The organism is Aliiroseovarius sp. Z3, assembly GCF_029105185.1.
In the GTDB taxonomy this organism is placed as follows: Bacteria; Pseudomonadota; Alphaproteobacteria; order Rhodobacterales; family Rhodobacteraceae; genus Aliiroseovarius.
Window position 1 is genome coordinate 191,291 of record NZ_JAFMZK010000001.1, and the last position, 25,622, is coordinate 216,912.

The window sequence follows — 25,622 nt, forward strand, 5'->3', positions numbered from 1 at the left end:
TGCGGGTTGACGAATACGCATTGCACGCACCGGCCTCAGGCCGCTAGGGTCGATCAAGACGAACGAGCCAAACAAGGGACATTATGAGCCTTCTCGCCATCCTGTTGATCCTGTGTATCGCCGCGCTGCACGCCTTCATCCTGTATTTCGAGATGTTTGCTTGGGAAACCCGCGGCCCGCGCGTATTTCGCCAGTTCGATCGCGACATGTTCCCGAAAACCAAGGTGATGGCGGCCAACCAGGGGCTTTACAACGGGTTTCTGGCCGCCGGGCTGATCTGGTCCTGCCTGATCGGCGATCCCATATGGGCGCAGAATGTGGCCCTGTTCTTCCTGGGCTGCGTTCTGGTCGCCGGCATCTATGGCGCCGCCACCGCCTCCAAACGCATCCTTTACGTTCAGGCCCTGCCCGCCGCCGCGGCAATACTTGTTCTGATGGTCAGCTAGTCAGCCTGTCGGTCCGTAAAGCGTGGCGGCACGTTTTTCGAACGCGGCGACGATACGGTGCATCGCCTCGTTGAAGACTATCCCGATCACCTTTTGCAAGATCGCGCTCTTAAACTCGAAATCCACGAAAAACTCGACTTCACACCCATCCGGGTGCGGGTGGAATATCCAGTGTGATTTCAGGTATTTGAAGGGGCCGTCCAGATATTCGGTGTCGATCCGCTGGTCTTCCTTGTCCAACCACACACGGCTGGCGAAGCGTTCGCGAAACACCTTGAAACTGATCACCAGATCGGCGTCCATCAGGTCGCGCCCGTCGGGCTGTGGTGTCACACGACGCACACGTGCGGCAGAGTTCCACGGCAGAAACTCGGGATAGCGCCCCACATCCGCCACCAGATCATACATCTGTTCCGACGTGTATGGCAGGACGCGTTTTTCCCCATGTGTCGGCATGGTCAGGTTTCCCCTTCTCACTTCGCTGCGTATGTCTTAGGAATACGACCGGAAATCAAGGGGGAAGACATGGCACAGCGACCTTATGTCATCGACACGATGATCTCGGCCAAGCAAATCGCGGCGCGGGTGGAAGAGTTGTCGCAAGAAATCCATGACGAGTTCAAAGGCACCGACAAGCTGGTCGTTGTTGGACTGCTGCGCGGTTCTTTCGTGTTCATCGCCGATGTCGTCCGCGAGCTGGACCTGCCGGTCGAAGTCGATTTTCTGGAGGCGTCTTCCTATGGCAATTCGACCGAAAGCAGCCGCGAGGTGCGCATTCTGAAGGACTTGCGTGGCGAGATTTCGGGGCGCGACGTCTTGGTGGTCGAAGACATCGTGGACACCGGGTTCACCCTTAGACATGTGGTCGGGCTGCTGAAAGCAAAGTCACCCCGCAAACTGAAGACCATCGCACTGCTCGACAAACCATCCCGACGCGAGGTTGACATCCGTGCCGACTGGATCGGGTTTGAAATCCCGGACGAATTCGTTGTGGGCTATGGCATCGACTTCGCGCAGCGTGACCGCAACCTGCCACATATCGGCAAGGTGCGGTTCTTGGACGAAGACTAGGCGATGAACCCACGTTGGTTCATGCGCATGTCCAAATGGGCGCGCAATCCGCCCTCGGCCAAGCGGGTGAAGCTGGTGTTTGCCGTGGTGGCGATCTGTATCGCGGTTGTGGTGATCGAAAAGCTGTTCGGAATGCCCGACTGGATGCAGATTGAGCGTGTCCGGTTCAGGCCATAAATCTTTTAAGATCAACCCCTGGCAAGCTGTTCTTCACGTGCTGCGCGCAGGCGGACGAAATCATCGCCCGCGTGATAGGACGACCGCGTCAGCGGTGTGGCAGACACCATCAGGAACCCTTTGCCATAGGCGGCGGTCTCATAATCCTTGAACTCGTCGGGGTGCACGAACCGTTCCACCGCATGGTGTTTCGGCGTCGGTTGCAGATATTGCCCGATGGTCAGAAAATCGATCCCCGCTGCGCGCATGTCATCCATGACCTGCAAGACCCCCTGACGATCCTCGCCCAGCCCGACCATAATGCCGGATTTGGTGAACATTGACGGGTCCATTTCCTTCACGCGCTGCAACAAGCGCAGCGAATGGAAATATCGCGCACCGGGGCGCACCTGTGGATACAGGCCCGGCACGGTTTCCAGATTGTGGTTGAACACGTCAGGCCGTGCCTCAACCACGGTTTCCAGAACCGACGGATCGCATTTCAGGAAATCCGGGGTCAGAATTTCGATGGTGGTGTCGGGCGACTGATGGCGAATGGCGCGGATGGTCTGGGCGAAATGATCCGCCCCGCCGTCTTTCAGATCGTCGCGATCGACCGAGGTGATCACAACGTGGTTCAGCCCCAGTTTCTTCACCGCATGGGCCACCCGGCCCGGTTCGAATGCGTCCAGATCGTCGGGACGCCCGGTGGCGACGTTGCAGAAGGTACAACCGCGCGTACAAATCTCGCCCATGATCATCATGGTGGCGTGGCCCTGGCTCCAGCATTCGCCGGCATTGGGGCACGCGGCTTCTTCGCACACGGTGGACAGCTTGTTTTCACGCATGATCCTGTGGGTTTCCGCATAGCCCTTGCCGCCGGGCGCTTTCACACGAATCCAGCTGGGTTTCTTCGGCTGGGCATTGTCCGGGCGATGCGCCTTTTCAGGGTGGCGGCTTTCCGGGATTTTCAGGTTACGCATGGCATTCCTCCGCGCCAAAATCGGCTTTGTGACATATAACGTTATCGCGCCGCCAAGTCACCTTGAAAGCCGCATGGCTGTTATGAGCCTGACGCATGGCCTGCTGGCACGATGCTGCACCTGCAAAATCCTCGTTGAGCCACATCTGGGATCGTTCTAACAACATGGCTGACCAGCCCGCGCGATTCCCCGCGCGCTGAAAAGAAAAGGAAATCACCATGCAAGCAGGCGTTCGCGTTCCAAACATCACCTTCCGCACCCGTGTTCGCGATGACAGCATCGACGGCCCCAACCCGTTCCGCTGGCAGGACATGACCTCGGACGACTATTTCAAAGGCAAGCGCGTTGTTCTGTTCTCGCTGCCCGGCGCGTTCACGCCCACCTGCTCGACCTATCAGCTGCCCGGTTATGAAAACGGCGCTGACGACTTCCGCGCCCAAGGCATCGACGAAATCTATTGCATGTCGGTCAATGACAGCTTCGTCATGAACGCCTGGGCCCGCAACCAGGAGCTTGAGAACGTCAAAGTGATCCCCGATGGCTCGGGCGAGTTCACCCGCCTGATGGGCATGCTGGTTCAGAAAGACAACTTGGGCTTCGGCGCCCGCTCGTGGCGCTATGCCGCCATCATCAACGACGGCGTGGTCGAGGCATGGTTCGAAGAGCCGGGCCGCTGCGACAACCACGGCGAAGACCCCTATGGCGAAAGCGCGCCGGAAACCGTTCTGGCATGGCTGAAAGAGGCCAACGAAGCCGTCGCATAAGCGACCCGCGATAGAATGACGAAGGGCCGCCCGATTGGGTGGCCCTTTTTGTTGGCGACACATGCAATTGTGAAAGTAAGTCAAGGCATTCAGAGCACGTGGATATCGTTCAAAACAAGAGCGTATTTATCATCTCTGAGATAGATCTCAAATATCGCTGTAAGGTCTGACCAAGTACCGTTCAAGGGCAGTTCAGCTGACACCTCACCCACTCTGCCATCTGTACCGGGCTGCTCAAACCATTCCACTTCCCAGCGTGGCTTAGGCCCGCCCTGTGCTTCATCAACGCTGGTAACTTCGTATTTTTGCAGACTATTTTCGTCAGGCAGGCCGTAGCTTTCAATAACCTTCCTGATTAAGTCAGGGGTCCACGAATGGTAGCTGTCATGCCCAGTCAGTTCGAATGCAGCTTGATAGTGCTTATTGGCTAGTAGTTCGATCCAAGTGTGAACCAGATCAAGCACGATTTCGTTGTTTGCGGGCTGGTTAAGCCATTTGACGGTTCTAAGAATGGTAATGGTCAATGTGACCCTCCTAAGGACAGATAAGACTGTCTTGTTTACCCCTGCACAGCCTTCAACCCCGTCAGGAACCGCGCCGCGTTCTGCTGATAATGCACGGCAGACGCATAAAGCCTCTTGATCGTCACCGCATCCAGCTCCCGCACCACTTTGCCGGGCGCGCCCAGCACCATGGAGCCATCGGGGATCACCTTGCCTTCTGTGACCAGCGCCCCTGCCCCGATCAGGCAGTTCTTCCCGATCTTGGCACCGTTCAAGACGGTCGCCCCCATACCTATCAGACTGCCATCACCCACCGTACAGCCATGCAGCATGGCCTTGTGGCCAACGGTCACGTTTTCACCAATCGTCAGCGGATAACCCAGATCCGTATGAAACACGCTGTTTTCCTGAACATTGGTGCCGGCCCCGATTTCGATCTGCTCGTTGTCACCGCGGATCGCACACCCGAACCAGACGGACGCTTTCGCACCGATGCGGACCCGGCCAATGATATTTGCATCGGGCGCAACAAACACGTCGTCTGCAATTTCGGGGCTGACCCCATCCAGCTCATATATCATTGGCTTCCCTCTTCAAATTCCGCTTGTAACTTACGGACATGGTTCAACAATCCGGGTTGCTGATTGCGTCGCTGACGCGTGGCTTCAACAATCGTGATCAGCTTTTGCGCCGTTTCTTCCAGGTCATCGTTGATCAGCACGTAATCATAGCTGCCCCAGTGGCTGATCTCGTCCCAGCTTTTCTGCATCCGTTTGGCGATGGTGGCCGCATCATCCTGCCCGCGCCCTTCAAGCCGGGCGCGCAGCTCTTTGATGGACGGCGGCAGGATGAAGATCGACAAAGAATGTGACGCCATGGCGGAGTTGCGGATCTGGACTTCCCCCTGCCAATCCACGTCGAACAAGACATCACGGCCGCTTTCAATCGAGTTCCGCACCGGACCTTCCGGCGATCCATAGAAATTGCCGAAGACGTGGGCATGCTCCAGCATTTCACCCCCGGTCACCATTTCACGAAACCGGCTTTCATCAACGAAGTGGTAGTGCTGCCCGTCGACCTCGCCTTTGCGCGGCGCGCGCGTGGTGGCCGAGACCGAGAAGCTGAGCGTCGGATCCCAGTCCATCAGCCGCCGCGCCAAGGTCGATTTTCCCGCGCCCGAGGGCGAAGACAGGATGATAAGAAGGCCACGCCTGTCGGACATATCGTTACTCCACGTTCTGAACCTGCTCGCGCATCTGATCTATGACATGCTTCAGGTCAAGGCCAATGGCAGTCAGATCCTTGAATTGTGCCTTGGAACACAATGTATTGGCCTCTCGGTTGAACTCCTGCATCAGGAAATCAAGTTTTCGACCGACGGGTTGATCAGACACCAAATATCCCCGCGCCGCGTCGATATGGGCTTTTAGCCGGTCGATTTCCTCGCGAACATCGGTTTTCACGGCCAGCATGGCAAGTTCTTGCGCAACGCGATCGGGGTCTGCACCATCGGTGTTGTCCATCACGCGTGACAGGGCGTCCCGCAACCCGGTGATCTGGGCCTCCTGCCGGGCGTCCATGACCGCTTCGGCGGCGGTGACAAGCCGGGACACCTCGTCAATCTGATCCGACAAAACGCGGACCAACGCCGCGCCTTCTTGCGCCCGCGAGGTCAGAAACTGATCCACCAATTCGGGGATGTCATTCATCAATCGGTCCAGCAAGGGCGCGATATCGCCATCGGTCATCGCGCGCTGCTCCAACACGCCGCGCATGCCAGCGATTTCAGTAGGTTGCACCGGTGCGACGGGCAGTCCCCGCGCCTCGGCCTCGGCGGCGATTGCGGTCAGTTGGGTCAGCACCCGCGCCAATTCGTCCGGGTTGATGGATTGCGATCCCACATCATCCTGGCGCGTGATTTTCAAACTGACCGACACACTTCCGCGCGCCACCTTGGCCTTCAGGCTTTTGCGCATCGCCTCTTCCAGACCGCTCAGCCAATCGGGCACCCGAATTTTAATGTCCAACCCGCGTGCATTCACGGATTTCAGGTCCCAGACCCAGTTGTAACCGGCGTCTTCGGACGCGGTGCTGGCAAAGCCCGTCATGGATTGTGGCATGTAAAGTTAACCATTTGCTAAGTTTTTATGCCAATTTCGAAAGGAATGTGACATATTAAGACATCGGTAAGGATTATCCTTCCAATCGTTAACAAACGGCCACAATTTGAACAAGCTCGCTGGTTATCACCAAATTTATTAAATTCGTTTCAAACCTTGGGACGCGAAGATGAAGATTGAGTATCTTAAAGATGGTAATGTTGTCACGCTGGCCTCGGCTCGGCGGACGATCAAATTTCCTGCCATCGCACAGATTGAAGCTTATTGGCATGCGCTGCGAAATGGCCGTCTGATGCCCACACGCGGCGATGTTGACCCCCGTGGCATCGGCGAAAACCTGACTTATGCGATGATCCTTGAACGTATCGCGCCCGGCCATGCCCGCATCCGGCTGGCGGGTCAGCACATCAGCGACGTTCTGTCCATGGAAGTACGCGGCATGCCCCTGAGCGCATTGTTTACGCCTGACGCCCGTGACGAGATACAAGAGGCGCTGGAAAGCGTCTTTACCACGCCTGCCGAAGTCAGCCTGACCCTGCGCAGTGAAAGCAATCTGTTTCACAACAAGCTGGACGCTCAATTGATCTTGCTGCCCCTGAAAGACATCCACGGCAATGTCACGCGCGTTCTTGGTGGGTTCCAGGTCGATGGCAAACTGGGTCGTGGACCACAGCGATTTGCCATCTGCAATATGGAAACACGTCCGCTTACGGTGGAACATACCGCCGGCCAGAACAGCAGCGATGCAGCACGTCGGCGAAAACGGGACATCGCCCGTCCCGGCTACTGGGACATCCGTGGCGCGCCGCCCCCCCGATCAACCGACGCGAATAAGCCAGACGTCACCCGTGTGGATATCCGCCCCTCGCAAACCGGTCAAAACCGTAAGAGCGAAGGCCACATCATGCGTCCGTCGGATGCCAGCGGCGTTGCAGTGCCGGGCATGGCCGAGCTTGCGGCAAGTTTCCATGGCGCCTCGCGCCCGATGAGCATAAGCCCCACGGCGCGTCCCGGCGGGCATCTGCGGCTTGTCAAACAAGACTGATCACCCGCGCCGCCATCTTGCGACCATCACTGAAATAAAAAACCCCGGCCGTTGGGCCGGGGTTTTTCTGTAATTACATGAACGGCGGTCAGCTGGCTTTGACCGCCGCCGCGTCTTCGGCACGCATTGACGACAGCTCTTCCGCCACCAGAAACGCCAGTTCCAACGATTGGCTGGCATTCAGACGTGGATCGCAAGCGGTGTGATAGCGGTCCGACAGATCTTCGTCGGTAACCGCGCGCACGCCGCCGGTGCATTCCGTCACGTCGGCGCCCGTCATCTCGAAATGCACACCACCGGGGATGGTGCCTTCGGACTTGTGGACGGCAAAGAAGTCCTGCACTTCTTTCAGCACGGCATCGAATGGGCGCGTTTTGTAGCCGGTGGCCGATTTGATCGTGTTGCCATGCATCGGATCGCAGGACCAGACGACCTTCGCGCCCTCTTCCTTTACCGCCTGAATGAGGCGCGGCAGATGTTCGGACACCTTCCCTGCCCCGAACCGCGCGATCAGCGTCAGGCGACCGGCATCGTTGTTCGGGTTCAACTTGCCCATCAGAACCTTCAGGTCTTCCGCCGTTGTGGTCGGGCCGCATTTCAGACCGATCGGGTTCGCCACACCGCGGCAGAACTCCACATGTGCACCGTCAGGCTGACGGGTGCGGTCGCCGATCCACAACATGTGGCCCGAGCCTGCAACGGTTTTGCCCGTGGTGGCATCCAGACGGGTCAGCGCCTCTTCATACTCCAGCAAAAGCCCCTCGTGCGAGGTGTAGAAGTCCACCGTCTGCAATGTATGGGCCCTGTCACTGTCAACACCAGCAGCGCGCATGAAATCCAGCGTGTCCTGAATACGTTCGGCCATTTCCCGGTATTTCTCGGCCTCATCGCTTTCGGTGAAGCCAAGTGTCCAGCTGTGCACCTTGTGCACATCCGCCAGACCACCGGTTGAAAAGGCCCGCAACAGGTTCAGCGTCGCCGCAGCTTGCGTATAGGCCTGCAACATCTTCTGCGGATCGGGCACGCGCGAGGCTTCGGTAAAGTCCAGCTCGTTGATGATATCACCGCGATAGCTTGGAAGCTCTACGCCATCGACTGTCTCGGTTGGGGCCGAACGCGGCTTGGCGAACTGGCCGGCCATGCGTCCGACCTTGATCACTGGCACCTTGGCGCCATAGGTCAGCACCATCGCCATCTGCAACATCACCTTGAACGTGTCACGGATTCCGTCTGCCGAGAAGTCCGAGAAGCTTTCGGCGCAATCGCCACCCTGCAACAAAAAGGCTTCCCCGCGCGAGGCGCGACCAAGTTGTTCACGAAGCCGCATCGCTTCGCCTGCAAAGACCAGCGGGGGATATTTCGCAAGTTGTGCCTCGACCTCGGCCAACTTGGCCGCGTCGGTATAGTCAGGCATCTGCACCCGTGGCTTTGCGCGCCAGGTCGACTTGTCCCACTCCGTCATGTCTTTGCTCCGTCTTAGGTCGTTATCCCGCGCCTGCGGGTTCAAGGCCCTTCTTCTAGCGCGGTCAGCGCTAACGTGCAATTACCGTTATGGATTGGGGATATGTCGCGTTAATATCCCGAAATGCCGGTCTTGACCGGTTGTACAAATGCCGGTGGTTTCTCTCTTGCCGCTTCCGTTCAAACCTGATGTGGTCCCCGACAACGCAAAGAAACCGATCCGCAGAAGGTGACTCGGATGACTGAAAAACCCGTATCGACACACTCCGCCCCACGACGGTTTGTTTTCGTGCTTGTCGAAGGGTTTACGTTGCTCAGCTTCGCAGGTGCCGTGGATGCCTTGCGCATTGCCAACCGAGCAGCAGGGCGCACCCTTTATGAATGGGTGATCATGGGCGACGGCGGTCAGACCATCACCTCATCTGCCGGCCCAGCCTTCAATCTGGACAGCGATCTGGGCGAGCTTCGGCGCGATGATACGATGATTATCTGCTCGGGCGTGGACGTGCAGACCCACTGTTCCACGAAGCTTTTGAACTGGTTGCGGCGCGAGGCACGCCGGGGCGTGAAGGTGGCAGGCCTGTGCACCGCTGCACATGTGATCGCAAAAGCAGGGCTATTGAATGATAAGCGTGCGACCATTCACTGGGAAAACCACGACAGCTTCGCCGAAGCCTTTGACGAGGTGGACCTGACCAAACGTGTCTTCGTGATTGATGGCAACGTCATGACCGCCGCGGGCGGCACATCGTCGATTGACCTGATGCTGAAGCTGATTGCGGATGAGCACGGTGAAGACATCGCCAATGTCGTCGCTGACCAACAGATCTATACCTCGATCCGAACGGACCGCGACACTCAGCGCTTGTCGGTGCCGACCCGGATCGGCGTGCGCCACCCCAAGCTCAGCGATGTGATCCAGAAGATGGAAGCCAATATCGAAGAGCCGATTTCGCCGTCAATTCTGGCTGCTGATGTGGGCATGTCGACGCGGCAGCTCGAACGGTTGTTCCGACGCTATCTGAACCGTTCGCCCAAACGCTATTATATGGAGCTGCGTTTGCAAAAAGCACGCAACCTGTTGATGCAAACAGATATGAGCGTGATCAACGTGGCGTTGGCCTGCGGATTTTCCAGCCCGTCCCATTTTTCCAAATGTTACCGGGCACATTACGATACCACGCCTTATCGCGAACGCGGCAGTCATGCCGCCAAGGTGACGCTTTAACGCGCACCGCCAACGCGTAACCTTGAACATCTTTCCAGCCATAACCTGCCGATCCTACGACCTTTTTCATGTCTGGCACCGCTTGGCCCTTTTCTTTTCCCAAACGCTTGCCTAGGCTCTGCTTCGGATATTTTCCAACTGGGAGAGAAAGTATGAAAAAGATTCTTATGGCGACCGCCGCCAGCGCACTGATGAGCGGCACAGCCTTTGCAGAAGACGTGAAGGTGGGTGTCCTTCTTGGCTTCACCGGCCCGCTTGAATCGCTGGCGCCCCACATCGCGGGCGGCGCGGAACTGGCCATTGCCGAGGTCAACGAATCGGGCCTGTTCATGGGCGGGTCCACGGTGACGTCTGTTCGTGGCGATTCAACCTGCGTCGACGCAGCCGCTGCCACAGCCGCCGCCGAACGACTGGTCACGGGTGAAGGCGTTGCCGGCATCGTGGGTGCAATGTGCTCGGGCGCAACCGGCGCTGTCTTGACCAGCGTGGCGCTGCCCAACGGTGTTGTGCAAATCTCGCCATCGGCAACCTCGCCGGGTCTGTCGACCATCGAAGACAATGGCCTGTTCTTCCGCATGGCCCCGTCGGATGCGCGTCAGGGCGAAATCATGGCCGATATCATCACCAGCCGTGGCATCAACGAAGTCGCCGTGACCTATACCAACAACGACTATGGCAAAGGTCTGGCCGACAGCTTTGCGGCAGCCTTCGAAGCCGCGGGCGGCACCGTGACCATCAACGCTGCCCACGAAGAAGGCAAAGCCGACTATTCGGCCGAAGTCGGCGCGCTGGCTTCTGCTGGTGGTCAGGCGCTTGTCGTGGCCGGTTATTCGGACCAGGGCGGTTCGGGCATTATCCAGGGTTCGCTTGACACCGGTGCATTTGACACATTCGTCCTTCCGGACGGCATGGTGTCGGACATCCTGACCGAGAAATTCGGCAGCGACATCGACGGCAGCTTCGGCCAACACCCCAGCTCGGCCAATGATGGTGCGGGCAAGTTGGAAGAGATGCTGGCAGCAGCCGAAATCGACGGCACCTCGCCCTATGCCAAGGAAGGCTATGACAGCGCCGCTGTTCTGCTTCTGGCAATGCAAGCCGCAGGCTCGACCGATGGTGCTGCGGTCAGCGCAGCCGTGACCGAAGTGGCCAACGCCCCCGGCGAACCCATCGGTCCAGGTGAACTGGCCAAAGGTCTTGAGATCCTCGCGGCTGGCGGCGACATCGACTATGTCGGCGGTTCAGACGTTGAACTGATCGGCCCCGGTGAAAGCGGTGGAAGCTATCGCGAGATCGAAATCAAAGATGGCGCCATCGAGGCTGTTAAGTTCCACTAAACAACCTTATAAACCTAATGAAACAGCCCGGATGTTTTCCGGGCTGTTTTGGTAAGACGTGCGGCCAACTTCCGGTTGCGAGAGGGGACACATATGATCGTCATCGAAGACGTTCACAAGCATTTTGGCGGCTTTCACGCGGTGGACGGCGCAACAATGCGGATCGAGGAACGCTCGATCACCGGGTTGATCGGACCCAACGGGGCGGGCAAGACCACCTTGTTCAACGTAATTGCAGGCGTGTTGCCCCCGACCTCGGGCCGCATCACCATGGCGGGTGAAGACATCACCGGCCTGCCCCCGCATGAATTGTTCCACAAGGGACTTCTGCGCACGTTCCAGATTGCCCATGAATTCGGGTCGATGACCTGTCGGGAAAACCTGATGATGGTGCCGGGGGCCCAGTCGGGCGAGCAGCTTTGGAACACGTGGTTTGGCCGCAAGCGCATAGCGGACGAAGAACGCGCCCTGCGCGCCAAGGCCGATGAAGTTCTTGAATTTCTGACCATTTCTCACATCGCAGACCTTCGGGCGGGCGAAATCTCGGGCGGTCAGAAAAAGCTGCTGGAACTGGGCCGCACGATGATGGTCGATGCCAAAATCGTCTTTCTGGACGAGGTTGGCGCGGGTGTGAACCGCACCCTGCTTTATACCATCGCCGACGCCATCAAGCGCCTGAACGAAGAACGCGGATACACATTCGTCGTGATTGAGCACGACATGGATTTCATCGAACGTCTGTGTGACCCGGTGATCTGTATGGCAGAAGGCAAAGTCTTGGCCGAAGGCACGCTGGCCGAAATCAAGGCCAACGAACACGTGATCGAGGCCTATCTGGGCACCGGTTTGAAGAATAAGGACAAGGTGGGCGCATGAGCGGGAACCCCTATCAGGATGATCGCGGCAACAAGGATGCCTCGATCGTCAATCCCAAGGGTCAGGGCACCCTCACGCCGGCGGCGGGCACCGGACACCAGATGCACACGGGCGATGCCTTTCTGATCGGCGACAGCATGACCGGCGGTTATGGCAAATCCGGCCCGGATATTCTGCATGACTGCACCATCGCCGTCGACAAAGGCGAGATCGCGGTGATCGTCGGCCCCAATGGCGCGGGCAAGTCCACCGGTATGAAAGCCGTGTTCGGAATGCTGAACCTGCGCCAGGGATCGGTCCGGCTGGATGGTGAGGATATCACCGACCTGTCGCCGCAGGCACGTGTCCACAAGGGCATGGGGTTTGTTCCGCAGACGCAGAATATTTTCACCTCGATGACGGTTAAGGAAAACCTCGAAATGGGGGCGTTTATCCGCGAGGATGACATTTCACAGACCATGGCACAGGTGTTTGAGCTGTTCCCGATCCTGCACGAGAAACGCAATCAGGCGGCGGGTGAGTTGTCGGGTGGGCAGCGCCAGCAGGTCGCCGTGGGCCGTGCGCTGATGACCAAGCCCAAAGTGCTGATGCTGGATGAACCCACGGCAGGTGTCAGCCCCATCGTGATGGACGAGCTGTTTGACCGGATCATCGAGGTGGCGCGCACTGGCATCTCGATCCTGATGGTTGAGCAGAATGCACGCCAAGCCCTTGAGATCGCTGACAAAGGCTATGTTCTGGTGCAGGGCGCGAACGCACATACCGGATCTGGCAAAGACCTTTTGGCCGACCCGGAAGTGCGCCGGTCGTTTCTGGGGGGATGAGGATGTTGAAGTATATCTGTGCAGCAGCCGCGAGCAGCCTGATCGCCCTGCCCGCCTTCGCCCAAACCTGCACGTTCACCATGGAATGCTACGAGACCGAAGCCTGTCAGGACACAGCCTTTTCGCTGACAGCGGAACTGGACGACTCCAAGCTCGTCACAGATTTTGGTGACCTGACCATTGTGGGCGTCAAAAGCGACGCGCCTCTGATCACCGTTTTTGCCACCGGCCAAGGCGCGGAATACCTGTTGTCGCGCACTGGCGACACAGCACGCTTCACCGCCCATTCCAATGAAGGGCCCACGTCGATCACCTATCTGGGCACATGCGAGGGAGAGTTCTGATGGATATCCTGAACGCGCTTGTCGCGCTTCTCAACTTCGTCGTGATCCCTGCGATGGCCTATGGCAGCCAATTGGCGCTGGGGGCGCTGGGTGTCACGCTGATTTACGGCATCCTGCGGTTTTCGAACTTCGCCCATGGTGACAGCATGGCCTTCGGGGCGATGGTGACGATCCTTGTGACATGGTGGTTTCAATCCATGGGCGTGTCGATTGATCCGCTTCCCACGGCATTGCTGGCCCTGCCCTTTGGCATCGTTGGCACCGCGCTGATGCTTTTGGCCACCGACCGCGTTGTGTATCGCTTTTATCGCCGCGTCAAAGCCAAGCCGATCGTCTTTGTCATGGCCTCGATGGGCGTGATGTTCATCATGAATGGCGTTGTCCGCTTTGTTATCGGCCCGGACGATCAACGCTTTGCCGATGGCGCACGGTTCATCATCAGTGCACGTGATTTCAAATCCATGACCGGCTTGGACGAGGGGCTGGCTTTCAAAACCAGCCAAGGATTGACCATCGTCACCGCTGTCATCGTCGTCGCGGCCCTGTTCTGGTTTCTGAACAAGACGCGCACCGGGAAATCCATGCGCGCGTTTTCCGATAACGAGGATCTGGCGCTTTTGTCCGGCATCAACCCCGAGCGTGTCGTGATGATCACCTGGATCATCGTGGCCGGACTGATCACCATCGCGGGTGTGCTCTACGGTCTGGACAAGACGTTCAAACCGTTCACTTATTTCCAGCTTCTGCTACCTATCTTCGCCTCGGCGATTGTCGGCGGATTGGGCAGCCCGCTGGGCGCCATCGCGGGTGGTTTCGTCATCGCCTTCTCCGAGGTCACGGTGACCTATGCGTGGAAGAAGGTTGTGACCTATCTACTGCCCGAAAGCCTTGAGCCATCTGGCCTGGTGCAGCTGATGTCCACAGATTACAAATTCGCGGTCAGTTTCGTCATCCTGATCATTGTCTTGCTGTTCAAACCCACGGGTCTTTTCAAGGGGCAATCGGTATGAGCCAATCCCTTCGCACACCGTTTCTGTTTGCGCTGGTGGCGCTTCTGTTCATCCTCGAAGGCTCGTCCCAGTTCTGGATCTTTTCAGGCAGCTGGAACTCCTCTATCACCATCCTGAACATGGCGCTTATCTCTGCCGTGATGGCATTGGGCGTGAACCTGCAATGGGGCTATGCGGGCCTGTTCAATGTCGGGATCATGGGCTTTGTCGCGTTGGGTGGTCTGGCAACCGTGCTGATTTCCATGCCCCCCACGCCGGGAGCATGGAGCGGCGGCGGCTTCAGGATCGTCGCCGGCCTGATCATGGGCGCGGCCACGATCGCATTGATGATCTGGCAACATAAATCCATGGCGCAGGGGCGGCTGCGTGCACTGGTCATGTTTGCCACGCTCGCGGTCGGTTTCTTCGTGTTCCGCTGGATCTTTGATGCAGGTGTCGCGGGGGTCGAGGCGATCAACCCGGCGCAAACCGGGTATCTCGGCGGTCTGAACCCCGGTGGGCAAGACAACTATCGCGCCCATGGGTACATGACGCTGCTGGCTTGGCCGGTGGGCGCTTTGCTTGCGGCGGGGGCCGCTTGGTTGGTCGGCAAAACGGCACTTGGCCTGCGGTCCGATTATCTGGCGATTGCGACGCTGGGCATCGCCGAAATCATTCTGGCCGTCGTCAAGAATGAAGACTGGCTTGGGCGCGGCGTAAAAAATGTGATCGGTTTGCCCCGCCCCGTGCCGTACGAGGTCGACCTTCAACAAAGCACCAGTTTCATCGAGAAGGCAGATTCCATCGGTATGAATGTCACCACGGCCTCGACGCTTGCGGTGAAACTGTCTTATTCGCTGCTGTTCACCGCGGTGTTGTTGGTGCTTGTGATCCTTGCACAATTGTCCCTGAAATCACCTTGGGGCCGGATGATGCGCGCCATTCGCGATAACGAGGTCGCGGCGCAGGCGATGGGCAAGGACGTCACACGACGCCATTTACAGATCTTCGTGCTTGGTTCCGCCCTATGTGGTCTGGCAGGGGCAATGATGACCACGCTGGATGGACAATTGACGCCCGGCACATACCAGCCCTTGCGCTATACATTCCTGATCTGGGTGATGGTGATCGTAGGTGGGTCGGGCAATAATCTTGGCGCGGTGCTGGGGGCCTTCGTGATCTGGTTCTTCTGGATTCAGGTTGAACCGATTGGCAATTCGGTGATGTCATTCGTCACCTCTGGCATGTCGGACGGATCAGCTCTGAAATCCCACCTTTTGGACTCTGCCGCCCATATGCGGCTCTTCTCGATGGGGATCATCCTTCTGTTGGTATTGCGGTTCAGTCCGCAAGGTCTGATCCCCGAGAAATAGCGCCATCATGTCCCGCCCCCCATCCCTTGCCGTGTTGATCATGGCCGCGGGCCAATCGCAGCGGATGGGGCGGGACAAGCTGTTGCTCTGCGGGTCGGATGGAATCACCTTGCTGGCCCATCGGATCGACACCGCGATCCAAACAGGGCACCGCGTGTTTGTCGCCCTGCCACCGGGCGATACGCGACGGCTTGATGTAGTTTCGAGGACTGAAGCAACACCAATCCCCTGCCCCAATGCCCATCTTGGAATGGGCCACAGCCTGTCTGATGCGATAAAGATGTTACCGAGCTGCGACGGCGTGTTGATCCTGCTGGCTGACATGCCCGCACTGACATCCGATGATTTGCGCAACGTCAGCGCCGGGTATGATCCCGACTGGGTCATACGCGGTGGGGCACAGGATCTTGCCCCCGGACATCCAGTATTGATCCCCGCACGATTTCTGGATCGGCTGGAAACGCTTGAAGGCGATCAGGGAGCACGAAACCTGCTAAAGAGCCTGCCGACCCGGATCGTTCCCTTGCCGCAGGATCATGCTTCTTTCGACATCGACACCCAAGAAGACTGGCAATCATGGCTGGACCGATCCACGCCCTGAACCCGCCCGACAGTTTACGACCCGAACAGCAGGGCAACCTCACGCTCATCCAGAACAGGGCGTGTGCGCACATAGGCCGCACGCCCCTGATGGCTGACCAGTTTAGGCAGATGCAACAGGATTTCCTGTGCAGTTTCGGCGTCTTCGGAACGGATCTGATCCATATTCGGGCGCAGGCTTTCCACCCAGTCGTCACCGCATTTCACAAGCTCATATGTGTCAAACAACAGGTGCACGATCGTCGGGTTCACCGTCGGGTCGGGTGTGAACACACCCGCAGCCGCCAGATGCATGGCAGGGCACAGAACTTCGCTGGTGCCAAACAGGGCATCGTTTTGCGCGTGTGAAACAAGGACCAGTTGATCTGAGGTCACGAGCGTGCTGATTTCGCGGCCATCAAAGGATGTCCGCCGCATCGGCAGGCCCGCATCTTCGGCTAAGCGGGACGTGCCAATCCAGCGCAGTGCCGAAAACCCGCCACCATAGGTTTTCACCTGATCGCCGATTTGCAGCTCACGCGCAGCCACCGGGCCGCGCAACGTCTCAACCCGTGTATTGGCGGACAGGCCAGACGACGCTATGCCCCTGCGGGAGTGGCGCCCCCGCATCGGATCGTCAACCGTTGATGTCGATGAAAATCCCGTCCAATGGATCGGGATGGTTTCCTGCACTCGGATGTCACGCAAGCTCAACTCATTTACCCCTAAAAAACACGCCGGATACCCCGTTCGGCACTACCTGCATACTAGCAATTTGCGCCTAAACTATGAAGAAATCCTTGGAAAATAGGTGCATTTTCAATTCTTGCGAGAGTTTTTCGACTAACAACGCCATGTCCTCGCCACAATTTGCATCCTATGATTGAATTGGCCAGAGTAGCGCGATTTTTAGGCTGCATTCACTGAAGTGAATATGATTCTCGCAACCCTATCCGTCCAGACCTGGCGTCTGCTGATCCAAAGACCGCAGCAGATCGGTCAGAAGTTCATCGACCGGCTCGCACCCGATGGACAATCGCACGAAGCCATCCGGCACATCGTCGCCCCAACGCGCGCGCCGTTCGGCTGAACTGTGCACCCCGCCAAAGGACGTGGCTGGCCGAAAATACCGACAACCGTTTATGAACGCCTCGGCACTGTCTTTTGTGTCCAGCACTATCCCGATCAGAAACCCAAACCGCAACATCTGCAGTTTGGCCAATTCATGCGACGGATCACATGTCAGACCCGGATAGCGGATGGTGGACACAGCCGGATGATCAATCAGCGCCTCAGCGATGATTTGTGCCGACTGGCACATGCGATCAAATCGCACCTCAAGCGTTTCAAGTCCGCGATGCAGCAACCAGGCCGCATGGGGTGACGGGATAGAGCCCGACATTTTTCGCCAATCCAGAACCGCTTCCTGCAGGGCGACACTGCGCGTGGCAACATGGCCCATCAAAACGTCAGAATGCCCACCCGGCGCTTTCGTATCTGCCGCGACAACCACATCTGCGCCCAGATCCAAAGGACGTTGGCCAAACGGGGTCATCGTTGTGTTGTCGACGATGCTCACGCCGCCTGTACTGCGCACCGCCGTCGCAATTGCCCGAATGTCGCACAGATCAAGCCCAGGGTTAGACGGGCTTTCCATGAACACAACGTCTATACCCTCAAAACCGCCATCGGAAAAACCGAGCGTGGGCCGTTCAACCACGCGTATCCCAAGCGGCGACAGGAACCGGTCGGCCAGCAATCGCGTAACGTAATATCCATCCGATGGAACAAGCAGGGTTTGCCCCGCTTTCAACGTTGCAAACAGTGCCGCCGAGATTGCCGCCATGCCGGACGGAAATGCGATACAAGGCGCGGCTTCCAGCACAGAGAGGCTGTGTTCCAAAGCCTCCCATGTTGGATTATCAATGCGCCCATAAGCGGCGGCACCATCGGGGTCGCCCGGCAGGTGAAACATCGAACTGGACACCAGCGGCAGCGCCACCGGGTCGCCCTTTGACAGCCCCTGCCCGCGCAGGTGCAACAGATCAGCGGCACGTTTCCGAGTGTCTTCGTCCATACGTTCATCCCCCACTTCGCATCACGCAAAGATACGCGACATGACGTCGGTTCTATCTGACATCAGAGTGGTGCCCAAGGAGAGACTCGAAACCCGGCTTCACTCGACGTCACACTGTTCCACAATATTTGACCGTTAACTTGTGTCACTGACGACTTAGCCGAAGTTCCCTACCAGCCTGATCTACAGCTCGCCTCCTCATGTCGAAGCGATGCACTCCAAGTCATTTGCATCAGTCGATCTAGCTGGGCGTGTGCGCCGATAAGAGATTGCCGTCACCTAGTCACTGCAGATCTGGTCTAAAGCGCGTTCGAAATCCTGAATTTCAACTTGATATGGGAGCACAGGAAAACGTTCCGATGCGATCAACCCATCAACAAAACGCCCGAGGATCCAGTGATGTTCATGCCCCCGGTATCCGGAAAGCACCTGGAAGTAGTTCAAACAAGCCTCTCTGGCTGACATAACTCCGACTTTGATAGGTTCGCAGGCAAAAAGCACATTCGTCAAAGCCGCCCCTGTTGGCCCGATAATTGCCCGTGCTTCGGCCATCATTTTTACCTGATCAAGCAGTGACAAGCTCGCTGGATCCAGAATTTCGAAACCGCGTTTTTCCGCCAGTTCCAAGAGTTCGGACTCGTTTAGCAATGGCCTTCGCTCGGAATCGATCTCGCGTCGCGAGAAGTAGATGTTACGACTGCGCTTCCGAGTGCCTACCAACTGCTGAATTCGCTCGCGTAATGGCTCGAAATATTGCGGCTCCAGCATTTCCGTCATGCGCGGTGGGTCGGGAAGAATTGCATCTCGAAAACGATAACGCACACCTGCCTCGACTTTGAATAGTTGCTCGTCTTTGAACCCCATCAGCTCGAGAAACGTCAGTCCCCAGCCAGGCGTGTCGGAATCAATTGCGATTTTTCGCCCGTCCAATGCTCCGATCTTTGCAAGATACGGCAACCGGCCGAAATTCTGAGCGACCGCATGGAAGAAGTTATCGTAGTGCGCTGGCGAACCGCCCAGCAACACAACCGGAGCATCGACGTTTACGCTCTCACAATCATCCACAATCAACGCATGTGAGCCGGCGGCGGCAAGAATATGGTCAGTCTTCCGCAAAAAATGACTGGGATCTTCGGGTCCAAACAACTTGTCATCTTGCCAAATGTAGCGACGATCAAACACGCACAAGTCATTGACCTGTCGGCAGTTCATCGCACGAAGATTCAGACTTTCGGTCAACTCAAGCCGTTGGTTTTCCGCATATGCGTTAAACCGGAAGTCCAATGTCGATTTTGAATGCTTGTCCGCTTGCCCATCCAGTTTGGCGATGAAGTCTTGCTGATGACCAAAGGGAACTACCCGTCCCTTACCTGAAAGTCCTTTCCACCGGTTTTCAAACATATCCAGCGCATCTTGTTCTGACCCCGCCATGAGTGCGGCATCCAATGCAGCATCTTTCAGCCGTTTGTTTCCTTTTGGTGTTTCGTCAACTTCCGCTGAAAAGCGACAAATCTTGGCGTAGAAATCCAGATCAATCTCGATGCCATAGCAAGTATGTTTGTACAACAATATCTTCGACAACAGCGCATTTGCGTCTGCGTGCGTGGGCGCATGTCCGAGAGCTTCCGCACACACAATGTGGGCGGTGTCGAGTACGGTCCAAAAGTTAGCCAGATAGCTTTCTTTTTCCAATGCTCCAAACCGTGCCAGGCTTTTGGTTTGGCGACTTTCCGATCGAACAACAAATGGCAACGCCACGCATGGTTGGAAGAGTTGAGCTGCAATTGCAGCTTGTTGGCTGGCATGAGTGTCTGAATCTGCCGATGAAGCATTTCGCGCAATCTCGGTGGTAGCCGGAAGGATATGCGAGAGCCAATGCGCTTGACTGCCAAACGCCTCTTCAACCTTGGCGTTTGAAAACTCGGTTTCTATGATGCGGTTGACCGCCTGTCTTACCTTCGCCGAATCTCCATGTTTGTAGGAGTTGGACACCATTCGAAACGCCGCAGTGTTACGTACCTTGGCCTGTAACTGTTGATCACTGCTTATATCCTCGAAAAGCTCGATAGCGCGTTCTCGGTCGCCTGATCGCAAATAAGCATCAGCCGCCTTGAATCGCCCCTTATAGGGCAATGAACTCTTCATATCACCTGCCTCAAAAGCCCTGATGTAGGATTCTTCGCTTCGGGTATGGAAAGCCAGGAGTACGAGCAGTTTGCTACTATTTTCTTCGCTGCCTTCTGCCCGGACAAACTCCGAGAGCTTCTCGATCGGAGGTGCGTCTTTGTTTTCAAGTATGCCAAGCGCTATGGCCTTTTGGGTTTTCGATGGGACAGACGCGTTCTTTCTGAACATGTCAGACAGCCCCGCGATCAACGCATCACCCTTTGCCTCGCGGGCCAAATCGACATATTTTCTGAATTCGTCACCATCCTGGTAGCCTGCGCGATAACGTAAAGTACGCCTTCTCAAAGCACTTAGAAGTTTACGCGCTACGAGTGTTGTATCAGAGCCCAATTCTGTCTCTCCCAATCGTCGAGGTCAGCGCGCGCGCGACAGCAAACAGCCAGCCCACGATAATCCGACTCCAAAGCCGGCCAGCAAAAGCCGTTCTGCGCTAGCAAAGCGTTCATCACAAAGCATAAGGGGGATTGAGGATGACACAGTATTCCCCGTCTCAGCAGCCATGAACGGAGCTTTTTCCGAAGAAACGCCCAAACTACTGCCGATCGTCTCGACGATGTAGCGGCTTCCTTGGTGGAGCAAATAGTAATCGACATCTTGGACATCGAGACTTTGCTCGCCCAACAGATCTTTTATCATTTGGGGCACCACCTGTGCAGAGAAGACAAAGACGCCCCTGCCATTCATGGTCAATTCTCTTTGATCGTTGGTCGTGATCGCGCGCCCCTTGCTTCCATCACTTCCAAACACGAAGCGTCCAAGCGACCATTGCGGCGTATCACTCAGCAGTGTGGCCGTGGCGGCATCACCGAACAACAAGGCAGTGTTCTTGTCTTCTTCGTTCAAAATCTTGGAGTACGGATCGGCCGTCACAAACAACCCGCGGGTCATGCCATTGCTTTCCATGAATGACTTTACCACTGACAAGCCCATGACAAACCCTGAACACCCAAGACTGACATCAAACGTTGCGCAGGACACGGGCAGTGACATTTTCCCATGCACTATCGCGCTGGTGTGGGGAATGCCATGACCATCTGGATTTTGCGTACACACAACAAGGCATTCGATTTCAGCCAAATCCAGACCTGTTTTTGCAACCAGATCATTAATTGCCGCGACGCACAGATCAGAGGTTTCATCGTTTTCGTCTTTCCGGCGCGCATGCAAGAACCCCGTTTTATCGCGTAGAAAACTCTCATCGACGGAAAAACTTTCCATAAGATCGCCTTCCGTGCGCCCCCCAGACGGCACATAGCTTCCGATGGCCTCTATCCCGATCATTTTTTCGCTTCCATGAAGTAGATCTCCCCGGCCTCGATACCATCAAAGCTGACGGTGCTCTTGTAGATACGCGCCGGTGCATCCGTTTGTGACGTGATCTCGATGTTCTGTGGCGTTTCAGGCCAGAACTTGAAATCGGCACGAACAAACAACCAATTTGTTGGCAACTGGGTTTCAGTGTGCAGGCACATTCTGAGATGTTTGTTGAGTGGTACAACCTGTTCGATGAGAGAAAAATCAGCCAAGACACCGCTGGAAACCCTGCGCCCTGAAACCTCACATTGGGATACGATCTTCTCCTCGTCATATGGCTTTCGCAAACCTGCCTCCTGCCCGTTACCTGCAGGTCGTGCGGCTATATACACAGAGCTTTCATCGGCGCTGAGAAGGCTCATCTTGACGACCCATGTGGCGCTGTCAGTGACGATAGGTGCCTCCGAAACCGCAATCTCGATTTCAGAGCCTTCGATCATGTTGTTCACTGCGAAGGTGACGCGCCCGCTTGAAGCCGGGGCATACCCATGCTCTTGGCCAATGGCGCGCATTTCGTCAAACAAATCCGTCCCATGCAAATAGGTACGAGTTCCCTTGAAGGCGATCTTCTTCTTTATGATGTCCATTCCGCAAACTTTCTCAGCGTTCTCTTGTGATCCATCGCGAAGGGTGACGATACGCAGCCGCCCTCGGGAACGGATCGGGCGACAACCGCACCGATCTCAATTCTTGCACCATTGCCAACGCTAATCAGATTGCGCACGACTGCCGATGGACCAATCCACACATCATCGCCGATTTTCGAGTAGCCAGCGATCTGCACTGACCCCGTAATGGTTGTTCGGCTGCCAACCTCGACGCCATGACCAAGATGGGCTGCGACACTGATAATGCTGTCTTCACCAACGCTGGTGAAAGCCGGATGGAGCGCCTTTTGAACAATCGCCCCGGAAAGAACCTGCGCGCCCTTGTCCAAAAATACACCACCAGCGTGCAGAACTCTCAGAAGTTTGCCGTCGAACCGCTTGTAGAAGTGGCCATCCGCACCAATGATCGCCCCAGCTCCGACCAGAACGCCCTCGGACAATACACTGCCGGATCGCACAATCGCCCCTGCTTCGACGCACGCGCCGTCTGCGATTGAAACATTCTCTTCGATGATCGCTTTTGGGTGTATGTCGGCCTTGGAACTGATACCGGGCACCAGATCGGGACGCATTCCACTTGCAGCCATATGGTTGTGCAGCAAGTAGAATGTTCTTGTCGGATCATCCGCGACCACGGCACCGCAAGACCCGGTTAAATGCCCAGCCAAATCCGGGGTGGTCACGACTGCCGAAACATTTGAGTTTTCAAGCGCCTCTCGCAGGAAGCGTTGTGTTGCAGCCAACACAAGAGACTTTGGAAACCGGGCAGAGGCGAAATCCGTTCGCCCAACATGTGCCTGCCCTTTCACATGCGCGCCGGGAACGACCGTGGCCAGCTCAGCAAGAGCCCATTGTGCGACCTGCGATGACGTGCCGACCATAGCCTATTGCGACACAACAAGTTCGACGATGTTTCTGGGTGTATTCAACTCGTCATAAAGCTCGTCTGAGATGGTAACACCCGCCACCTCTTCCACCTTCATGACCAGCGTCGCCTTGTCCAGCGAGTCAATTCCAACATCTTCCAAAGACGCCTCTTCAGAAAGCTCAGACCAGTCGCGATCCGGAAACTGCTCTTGAAGTATCGAAAGGAAGGTGGCGTGTGTAAACTGGGACATGGAAACTCCTCACGAAATATTGCGATCTCTGGCGTGCGTTGGCCTACTGGGCGCTTAAAAGCTTTATCGACCTTTGCCCCAGAGCACCAGAGACAAACGGCACCTAAACGTTCCAGTCAACCACCCTAGATTGCAGCGATCAGAAAGCGGCACGAACCTGCGCGTTCAGCACCCTGCATCGCTACAACTTCGGAACCACATCACGCATGGCCCCGATCACGTCGTCGACCTCGTCATCGCTCATATGCGGTCCGATCGGCAAACTGAGGCACTGGGCACATATCTTCTCGGTTACCGGAAAGGATGTTCCAGCGAAATCACTGACATATGCGCCGGCCTTGTGATTTGGGATCGGATAATGCTTCAACGTTGGGATGCCGCGTTCGCGCAATTTCACTTCCAGCAGATCGCGCTTTGAGTGACGCACAACAAACAAATGCCATACGGGCACCGATTGAGCGGCAACGGTGGGAAGGGTCAAGGACTTCAACTCCGCGAATGCCTCAAGGTAACGCGATGCTATTTGTCGGCGCCGTCCATTCCATTCACCGAGCACTTTCAACTTTACCGAAAGAACTTCTGATTGCAGCGGATCCAATCGCGAGTTTTGGCCCTGAACATCGTGGACATATTTTTCAACAGAGCCGTAGTTGCCCAATACGCGACACGCCGATGCCAAATCCCCGTCGTTCGTTGTGATGGCACCGCCATCCCCAAAGGCGCCAAGGTTTTTACCGGGATAGAAACTAAAAGCCGCAGCATCACACATCGAACCGACATGCGCAGAACCAACGCACGCACCATGGGCTTGCGCTGCATCCTCGATCAGTTTGATCTGATTGTTTTCACACAGGTTTTTCAACGGTGAAACATCGGCAGGATTGCCATAAAGATGGACTACAATGATTGCACGCGTTCGGGACGTGACAGCGGCCTCGACCAATGTCAGGTCCATGTTCATGTCAGCCCAATCCGCATCAACCGGGACAGGCTTAGCCCCGACGAAGGACACTGCAAGCCAGGTTGCAATGAATGTGTGCGCAGGCACGATGACCTCGTCGCCCGGCCCGATGCCCATGGCGCGCAAAATCAATACCAGTGCATCCAAGCCGTTGCCTGCCCCAACCGCGTGCGCAGCCTGACAATACGCCGCGAACTCTCTCTCAAACCGATCCACGCTCGGGCCACCAATAAAGTAGCCCTTGGCCATTACATCGGACATCGCCAGATCAATTTCGTCTTTAAGCGCTGTGTATGTGGAGCCAACATCCAAGAACTGCATCGTTACCCTTTCCGCGCGCCGACCCAGGCGACGTACTCTTCATACTCATAGATGTAGTCATTCGTGTCATAGACATCGGACGCAAACACGCCGACAACCGTTTCGGGAACGAAGTCGTCAATGTTCCGCCATAAGCCGGGCGGCACATAAAGAATCTGATCGGGACGTGCTAGTTCAAAGCGTCTGTTGCGCTCACCATCATCCAGAGTCACTGTGACGGACCCACTGAAGCAGACCATCAACTGATGCAGTGTTTTGTGAGCATGCTCCCCCCGGCGCATGCCAACCTGTGCATTAAAAAGGCAATAAAACCGCTTCATATCAAACGGAAGATCTTCTTTTTCTAAAACAAAGAGCCCTCCCCGTTTGTCGTGAAACGTCGGTGCCGAAAAAAGTCTGACTCTATCAAGCGACATGACTACTCCAATATTGAATAACGGCTAGGCCGCTTGGACTGCCGCGAGTGATAGTTGCTATTCTACGCAATGCAAGCCGTAACATCAGGCGACTGTGGCGGAGTTTCAACAAGTCTCCGTATCCGCCAAGCGTCGGAACGGCCTTCCACCCTGAATATATCTGTCGTAGTTCGTTTTCTAACCATGCAAGAAAGCACGATGCAATGCTGCTTACCTCGGAACAGAATGCGACGCAAACTGGCCCGCCTTAATCTGATGGTTCAGTTCTGATGTTGGTGAAGGCTCGGTCTGGTTGGGCTCTGAGTTGGGTTCCGATCCCTGACGCAATCGCTCAACCGACACTGTGGTCATTTGAACCTGCGCTTTGAACGAATAGTCACACGCCCCCCAGGGTCAAAAATTAGAGGGATGCGGTGGTGCCCAAGGAGAGACTCGAACTCTCACGCCCGTGAAGGCGGGGGATTTTGAATCCCCTGCGTCTACCATTCCGCCACTTGGGCACTGCGATGGGATTACCCAAG

At 56.5% G+C, this 25,622-nt stretch carries 29 protein-coding genes and 1 tRNA gene; 13 read left to right on the forward strand and 17 right to left on the reverse strand.

The window, feature by feature from the left end; genetic code table 11:
* Positions 1–83 precede the first annotated feature (83 nt).
* Positions 84–446, forward strand: coding sequence for a DUF1304 domain-containing protein (locus J3R80_RS00945; RefSeq protein WP_275391879.1), 363 nt, complete (start codon positions 84–86; stop codon positions 444–446).
* Here the strand turns inward: J3R80_RS00945 and J3R80_RS00950 are convergent, their stop codons facing one another.
* On the reverse strand, positions 447–902 hold the full coding sequence (locus J3R80_RS00950; RefSeq protein WP_275391880.1) for a type II toxin-antitoxin system RatA family toxin: 456 nt from the start codon (positions 900–902) through the stop codon (positions 447–449). It lies immediately after the preceding gene.
* Positions 903–971: 69 nt separating this feature from the next.
* Here J3R80_RS00950 and hpt point away from each other — a divergent pair, with 69 nt between their 5' ends.
* The gene (gene hpt / locus J3R80_RS00955) at positions 972–1,517 is read left to right on the forward strand and encodes a hypoxanthine phosphoribosyltransferase (RefSeq protein WP_275391881.1); all 546 of its coding nucleotides are present in this window, start codon (positions 972–974) and stop codon (positions 1,515–1,517) included.
* A gap of 3 nt (positions 1,518–1,520) precedes the next feature.
* On the forward strand, positions 1,521–1,694 hold the full coding sequence (locus J3R80_RS00960) for a hypothetical protein (protein ID WP_275391882.1): 174 nt from the start codon (positions 1,521–1,523) through the stop codon (positions 1,692–1,694).
* Between the two features lie 11 nt (positions 1,695–1,705).
* Here the strand turns inward: J3R80_RS00960 and lipA are convergent, their stop codons facing one another.
* A complete protein-coding gene (gene lipA, locus J3R80_RS00965; protein ID WP_275391883.1) occupies positions 1,706–2,656 on the reverse strand; it encodes a lipoyl synthase in 951 nt (316 codons plus the stop codon).
* 218 nt (positions 2,657–2,874) lie between these two features.
* On the opposite strand from lipA, the gene J3R80_RS00970 reads away from it, so the two are divergent.
* A complete protein-coding gene (locus tag J3R80_RS00970; RefSeq protein WP_275391884.1) occupies positions 2,875–3,420 on the forward strand; it encodes a peroxiredoxin in 546 nt (181 codons plus the stop codon).
* A gap of 89 nt (positions 3,421–3,509) precedes the next feature.
* On the opposite strand, the gene J3R80_RS00975 is transcribed toward J3R80_RS00970, so the two are convergent.
* The 4 genes from J3R80_RS00975 to J3R80_RS00990 are packed head-to-tail and all read right to left on the reverse strand — an operon-like array spanning position 3,510 to position 6,043.
* Complete coding sequence (locus J3R80_RS00975) at positions 3,510–3,944, reverse strand: hypothetical protein (protein WP_275391885.1); 435 nt, start codon at positions 3,942–3,944, stop codon at positions 3,510–3,512.
* A 35-nt stretch (positions 3,945–3,979) separates the two neighbouring features.
* Entirely contained in the window at positions 3,980–4,504 is a 525-nt protein-coding gene (locus J3R80_RS00980) for a gamma carbonic anhydrase family protein (RefSeq protein WP_275391886.1), read from the reverse strand.
* The gene (gene gmk / locus J3R80_RS00985; protein ID WP_275391887.1) at positions 4,501–5,145 is read right to left on the reverse strand and encodes a guanylate kinase; all 645 of its coding nucleotides are present in this window, start codon (positions 5,143–5,145) and stop codon (positions 4,501–4,503) included. Before gmk ends, J3R80_RS00980 begins: the two co-directional genes overlap by 4 nt.
* Positions 5,146–5,149: 4 nt before the next feature.
* The gene (locus J3R80_RS00990; RefSeq protein ID WP_275391888.1) at positions 5,150–6,043 is read right to left on the reverse strand and encodes a YicC/YloC family endoribonuclease; all 894 of its coding nucleotides are present in this window, start codon (positions 6,041–6,043) and stop codon (positions 5,150–5,152) included.
* 169 nt (positions 6,044–6,212) lie between these two features.
* Here J3R80_RS00990 and J3R80_RS00995 point away from each other — a divergent pair, with 169 nt between their 5' ends.
* Positions 6,213–7,088, forward strand: a complete 876-nt coding sequence (locus J3R80_RS00995) for a PAS domain-containing protein (RefSeq protein ID WP_275391889.1) — start codon at positions 6,213–6,215, stop codon at positions 7,086–7,088.
* A gap of 88 nt (positions 7,089–7,176) precedes the next feature.
* On the opposite strand, the gene J3R80_RS01000 is transcribed toward J3R80_RS00995, so the two are convergent.
* A complete protein-coding gene (locus tag J3R80_RS01000; protein WP_275391890.1) occupies positions 7,177–8,550 on the reverse strand; it encodes a 3-deoxy-7-phosphoheptulonate synthase class II in 1,374 nt (457 codons plus the stop codon).
* A gap of 237 nt (positions 8,551–8,787) precedes the next feature.
* Here J3R80_RS01000 and J3R80_RS01005 point away from each other — a divergent pair, with 237 nt between their 5' ends.
* The 8 genes from J3R80_RS01005 to J3R80_RS01040 all read left to right on the forward strand — a co-directional run bounded on the left by J3R80_RS01005 (position 8,788) and on the right by J3R80_RS01040 (position 16,121).
* Entirely contained in the window at positions 8,788–9,777 is a 990-nt protein-coding gene (locus J3R80_RS01005) for a GlxA family transcriptional regulator (RefSeq protein WP_275391891.1), read from the forward strand.
* Between the two features lie 152 nt (positions 9,778–9,929).
* On the forward strand, positions 9,930–11,114 hold the full coding sequence (locus tag J3R80_RS01010; protein WP_275391892.1) for an ABC transporter substrate-binding protein: 1,185 nt from the start codon (positions 9,930–9,932) through the stop codon (positions 11,112–11,114).
* Positions 11,115–11,207: 93 nt separating this feature from the next.
* Positions 11,208–11,990: an ABC transporter ATP-binding protein gene (locus tag J3R80_RS01015; RefSeq protein ID WP_275391893.1), complete on the forward strand. Its 783-nt coding sequence runs from the start codon at positions 11,208–11,210 to the stop codon at positions 11,988–11,990.
* The gene (locus tag J3R80_RS01020; protein WP_275391894.1) at positions 11,987–12,814 is read left to right on the forward strand and encodes an ABC transporter ATP-binding protein; all 828 of its coding nucleotides are present in this window, start codon (positions 11,987–11,989) and stop codon (positions 12,812–12,814) included. Before J3R80_RS01015 ends, J3R80_RS01020 begins: the two co-directional genes overlap by 4 nt.
* 2 nt (positions 12,815–12,816) lie before the next feature.
* Positions 12,817–13,158: a hypothetical protein gene (locus tag J3R80_RS01025; protein WP_275391895.1), complete on the forward strand. Its 342-nt coding sequence runs from the start codon at positions 12,817–12,819 to the stop codon at positions 13,156–13,158.
* Positions 13,158–14,168, forward strand: coding sequence for a branched-chain amino acid ABC transporter permease (locus tag J3R80_RS01030; RefSeq protein ID WP_275391896.1), 1,011 nt, complete (start codon positions 13,158–13,160; stop codon positions 14,166–14,168). The genes J3R80_RS01025 and J3R80_RS01030 overlap by 1 nt, the downstream gene beginning before the upstream one ends.
* Positions 14,165–15,520: a branched-chain amino acid ABC transporter permease gene (locus J3R80_RS01035; RefSeq protein WP_275391897.1), complete on the forward strand. Its 1,356-nt coding sequence runs from the start codon at positions 14,165–14,167 to the stop codon at positions 15,518–15,520. Before J3R80_RS01030 ends, J3R80_RS01035 begins: the two co-directional genes overlap by 4 nt.
* Positions 15,521–15,527: 7 nt before the next feature.
* Positions 15,528–16,121: a nucleotidyltransferase family protein gene (locus J3R80_RS01040; RefSeq protein WP_275391898.1), complete on the forward strand. Its 594-nt coding sequence runs from the start codon at positions 15,528–15,530 to the stop codon at positions 16,119–16,121.
* A gap of 14 nt (positions 16,122–16,135) precedes the next feature.
* On the opposite strand, the gene J3R80_RS01045 is transcribed toward J3R80_RS01040, so the two are convergent.
* From J3R80_RS01045 to J3R80_RS01090, 10 genes are all read right to left on the reverse strand, one after another.
* On the reverse strand, positions 16,136–16,807 hold the full coding sequence (locus J3R80_RS01045; protein WP_275391899.1) for a Hint domain-containing protein: 672 nt from the start codon (positions 16,805–16,807) through the stop codon (positions 16,136–16,138).
* A gap of 241 nt (positions 16,808–17,048) precedes the next feature.
* Entirely contained in the window at positions 17,049–18,176 is a 1,128-nt protein-coding gene (locus tag J3R80_RS01050; protein WP_275391900.1) for a cystathionine gamma-lyase, read from the reverse strand.
* Positions 18,177–18,455: 279 nt separating this feature from the next.
* Entirely contained in the window at positions 18,456–20,693 is a 2,238-nt protein-coding gene (locus J3R80_RS01055) for a glycosyltransferase family 61 protein (protein WP_275391901.1), read from the reverse strand.
* A gap of 24 nt (positions 20,694–20,717) precedes the next feature.
* Positions 20,718–21,644 (reverse strand): ketoacyl-ACP synthase III, encoded by a 927-nt coding sequence (locus tag J3R80_RS01060; protein WP_275391902.1) that lies wholly within the window; start codon positions 21,642–21,644, stop codon positions 20,718–20,720.
* The gene (locus J3R80_RS01065; protein WP_275391903.1) at positions 21,641–22,264 is read right to left on the reverse strand and encodes a hypothetical protein; all 624 of its coding nucleotides are present in this window, start codon (positions 22,262–22,264) and stop codon (positions 21,641–21,643) included. The genes J3R80_RS01060 and J3R80_RS01065 overlap by 4 nt, the downstream gene beginning before the upstream one ends.
* Positions 22,252–23,166, reverse strand: coding sequence for a hypothetical protein (locus J3R80_RS01070; RefSeq protein WP_275391904.1), 915 nt, complete (start codon positions 23,164–23,166; stop codon positions 22,252–22,254). The genes J3R80_RS01065 and J3R80_RS01070 overlap by 13 nt, the downstream gene beginning before the upstream one ends.
* A gap of 3 nt (positions 23,167–23,169) precedes the next feature.
* Positions 23,170–23,403 carry an acyl carrier protein gene (locus J3R80_RS01075; RefSeq protein ID WP_275391905.1) on the reverse strand — a complete coding sequence of 78 codons (234 nt, stop codon included), beginning with the start codon at positions 23,401–23,403 and terminating at the stop codon, positions 23,170–23,172.
* A 181-nt stretch (positions 23,404–23,584) separates the two neighbouring features.
* Positions 23,585–24,685: a DegT/DnrJ/EryC1/StrS family aminotransferase gene (locus tag J3R80_RS01080; protein WP_275391906.1), complete on the reverse strand. Its 1,101-nt coding sequence runs from the start codon at positions 24,683–24,685 to the stop codon at positions 23,585–23,587.
* Positions 24,686–24,687: 2 nt separating this feature from the next.
* Complete coding sequence (locus J3R80_RS01085) at positions 24,688–25,101, reverse strand: FdtA/QdtA family cupin domain-containing protein (protein ID WP_275391907.1); 414 nt, start codon at positions 25,099–25,101, stop codon at positions 24,688–24,690.
* Positions 25,102–25,515: 414 nt separating this feature from the next.
* Positions 25,516–25,601, reverse strand: a tRNA-Leu gene (locus J3R80_RS01090).
* Between the last annotated feature and the right edge of the window lie 21 nt (positions 25,602–25,622).

Excerpts from the sequence above, each read along its gene's own strand:
- J3R80_RS01020 (WP_275391894.1), top strand. The coding sequence starts at position 11,987 with ATGAGCGGGAACCCCTATCAGGATGATCGCGGCAACAAGGATGCCTCG.
- J3R80_RS01065 (WP_275391903.1), bottom strand. The coding sequence starts at position 22,264 with ATGGACATCATAAAGAAGAAGATCGCCTTCAAGGGAACTCGTACCTAT.
- J3R80_RS01000 (WP_275391890.1), bottom strand. The coding sequence starts at position 8,550 with ATGACGGAGTGGGACAAGTCGACCTGGCGCGCAAAGCCACGGGTGCAG.
- J3R80_RS01025 (WP_275391895.1), top strand. The coding sequence starts at position 12,817 with ATGTTGAAGTATATCTGTGCAGCAGCCGCGAGCAGCCTGATCGCCCTG.
- J3R80_RS01010 (WP_275391892.1), top strand. The coding sequence starts at position 9,930 with ATGAAAAAGATTCTTATGGCGACCGCCGCCAGCGCACTGATGAGCGGC.
- gmk (WP_275391887.1), bottom strand. The coding sequence starts at position 5,145 with ATGTCCGACAGGCGTGGCCTTCTTATCATCCTGTCTTCGCCCTCGGGC.
- lipA (WP_275391883.1), bottom strand. The coding sequence starts at position 2,656 with ATGCGTAACCTGAAAATCCCGGAAAGCCGCCACCCTGAAAAGGCGCAT.
- J3R80_RS01075 (WP_275391905.1), bottom strand. The coding sequence starts at position 23,403 with ATGTCCCAGTTTACACACGCCACCTTCCTTTCGATACTTCAAGAGCAG.
- J3R80_RS00950 (WP_275391880.1), bottom strand. The coding sequence starts at position 902 with ATGCCGACACATGGGGAAAAACGCGTCCTGCCATACACGTCGGAACAG.
- J3R80_RS00970 (WP_275391884.1), top strand. The coding sequence starts at position 2,875 with ATGCAAGCAGGCGTTCGCGTTCCAAACATCACCTTCCGCACCCGTGTT.
- J3R80_RS00960 (WP_275391882.1), top strand. The coding sequence starts at position 1,521 with ATGAACCCACGTTGGTTCATGCGCATGTCCAAATGGGCGCGCAATCCG.
- J3R80_RS01005 (WP_275391891.1), top strand. The coding sequence starts at position 8,788 with ATGACTGAAAAACCCGTATCGACACACTCCGCCCCACGACGGTTTGTT.
- J3R80_RS00990 (WP_275391888.1), bottom strand. The coding sequence starts at position 6,043 with ATGCCACAATCCATGACGGGCTTTGCCAGCACCGCGTCCGAAGACGCC.
- J3R80_RS00980 (WP_275391886.1), bottom strand. The coding sequence starts at position 4,504 with ATGATATATGAGCTGGATGGGGTCAGCCCCGAAATTGCAGACGACGTG.
- J3R80_RS00945 (WP_275391879.1), top strand. The coding sequence starts at position 84 with ATGAGCCTTCTCGCCATCCTGTTGATCCTGTGTATCGCCGCGCTGCAC.
- J3R80_RS01050 (WP_275391900.1), bottom strand. The coding sequence starts at position 18,176 with ATGGACGAAGACACTCGGAAACGTGCCGCTGATCTGTTGCACCTGCGC.
- J3R80_RS01015 (WP_275391893.1), top strand. The coding sequence starts at position 11,208 with ATGATCGTCATCGAAGACGTTCACAAGCATTTTGGCGGCTTTCACGCG.
- J3R80_RS01080 (WP_275391906.1), bottom strand. The coding sequence starts at position 24,685 with ATGCAGTTCTTGGATGTTGGCTCCACATACACAGCGCTTAAAGACGAA.
- J3R80_RS01040 (WP_275391898.1), top strand. The coding sequence starts at position 15,528 with ATGTCCCGCCCCCCATCCCTTGCCGTGTTGATCATGGCCGCGGGCCAA.
- J3R80_RS01070 (WP_275391904.1), bottom strand. The coding sequence starts at position 23,166 with ATGGTCGGCACGTCATCGCAGGTCGCACAATGGGCTCTTGCTGAGCTG.
- J3R80_RS00995 (WP_275391889.1), top strand. The coding sequence starts at position 6,213 with ATGAAGATTGAGTATCTTAAAGATGGTAATGTTGTCACGCTGGCCTCG.
- J3R80_RS01030 (WP_275391896.1), top strand. The coding sequence starts at position 13,158 with ATGGATATCCTGAACGCGCTTGTCGCGCTTCTCAACTTCGTCGTGATC.
- J3R80_RS01035 (WP_275391897.1), top strand. The coding sequence starts at position 14,165 with ATGAGCCAATCCCTTCGCACACCGTTTCTGTTTGCGCTGGTGGCGCTT.
- hpt (WP_275391881.1), top strand. The coding sequence starts at position 972 with ATGGCACAGCGACCTTATGTCATCGACACGATGATCTCGGCCAAGCAA.
- J3R80_RS01085 (WP_275391907.1), bottom strand. The coding sequence starts at position 25,101 with ATGTCGCTTGATAGAGTCAGACTTTTTTCGGCACCGACGTTTCACGAC.
- J3R80_RS01060 (WP_275391902.1), bottom strand. The coding sequence starts at position 21,644 with ATGATCGGGATAGAGGCCATCGGAAGCTATGTGCCGTCTGGGGGGCGC.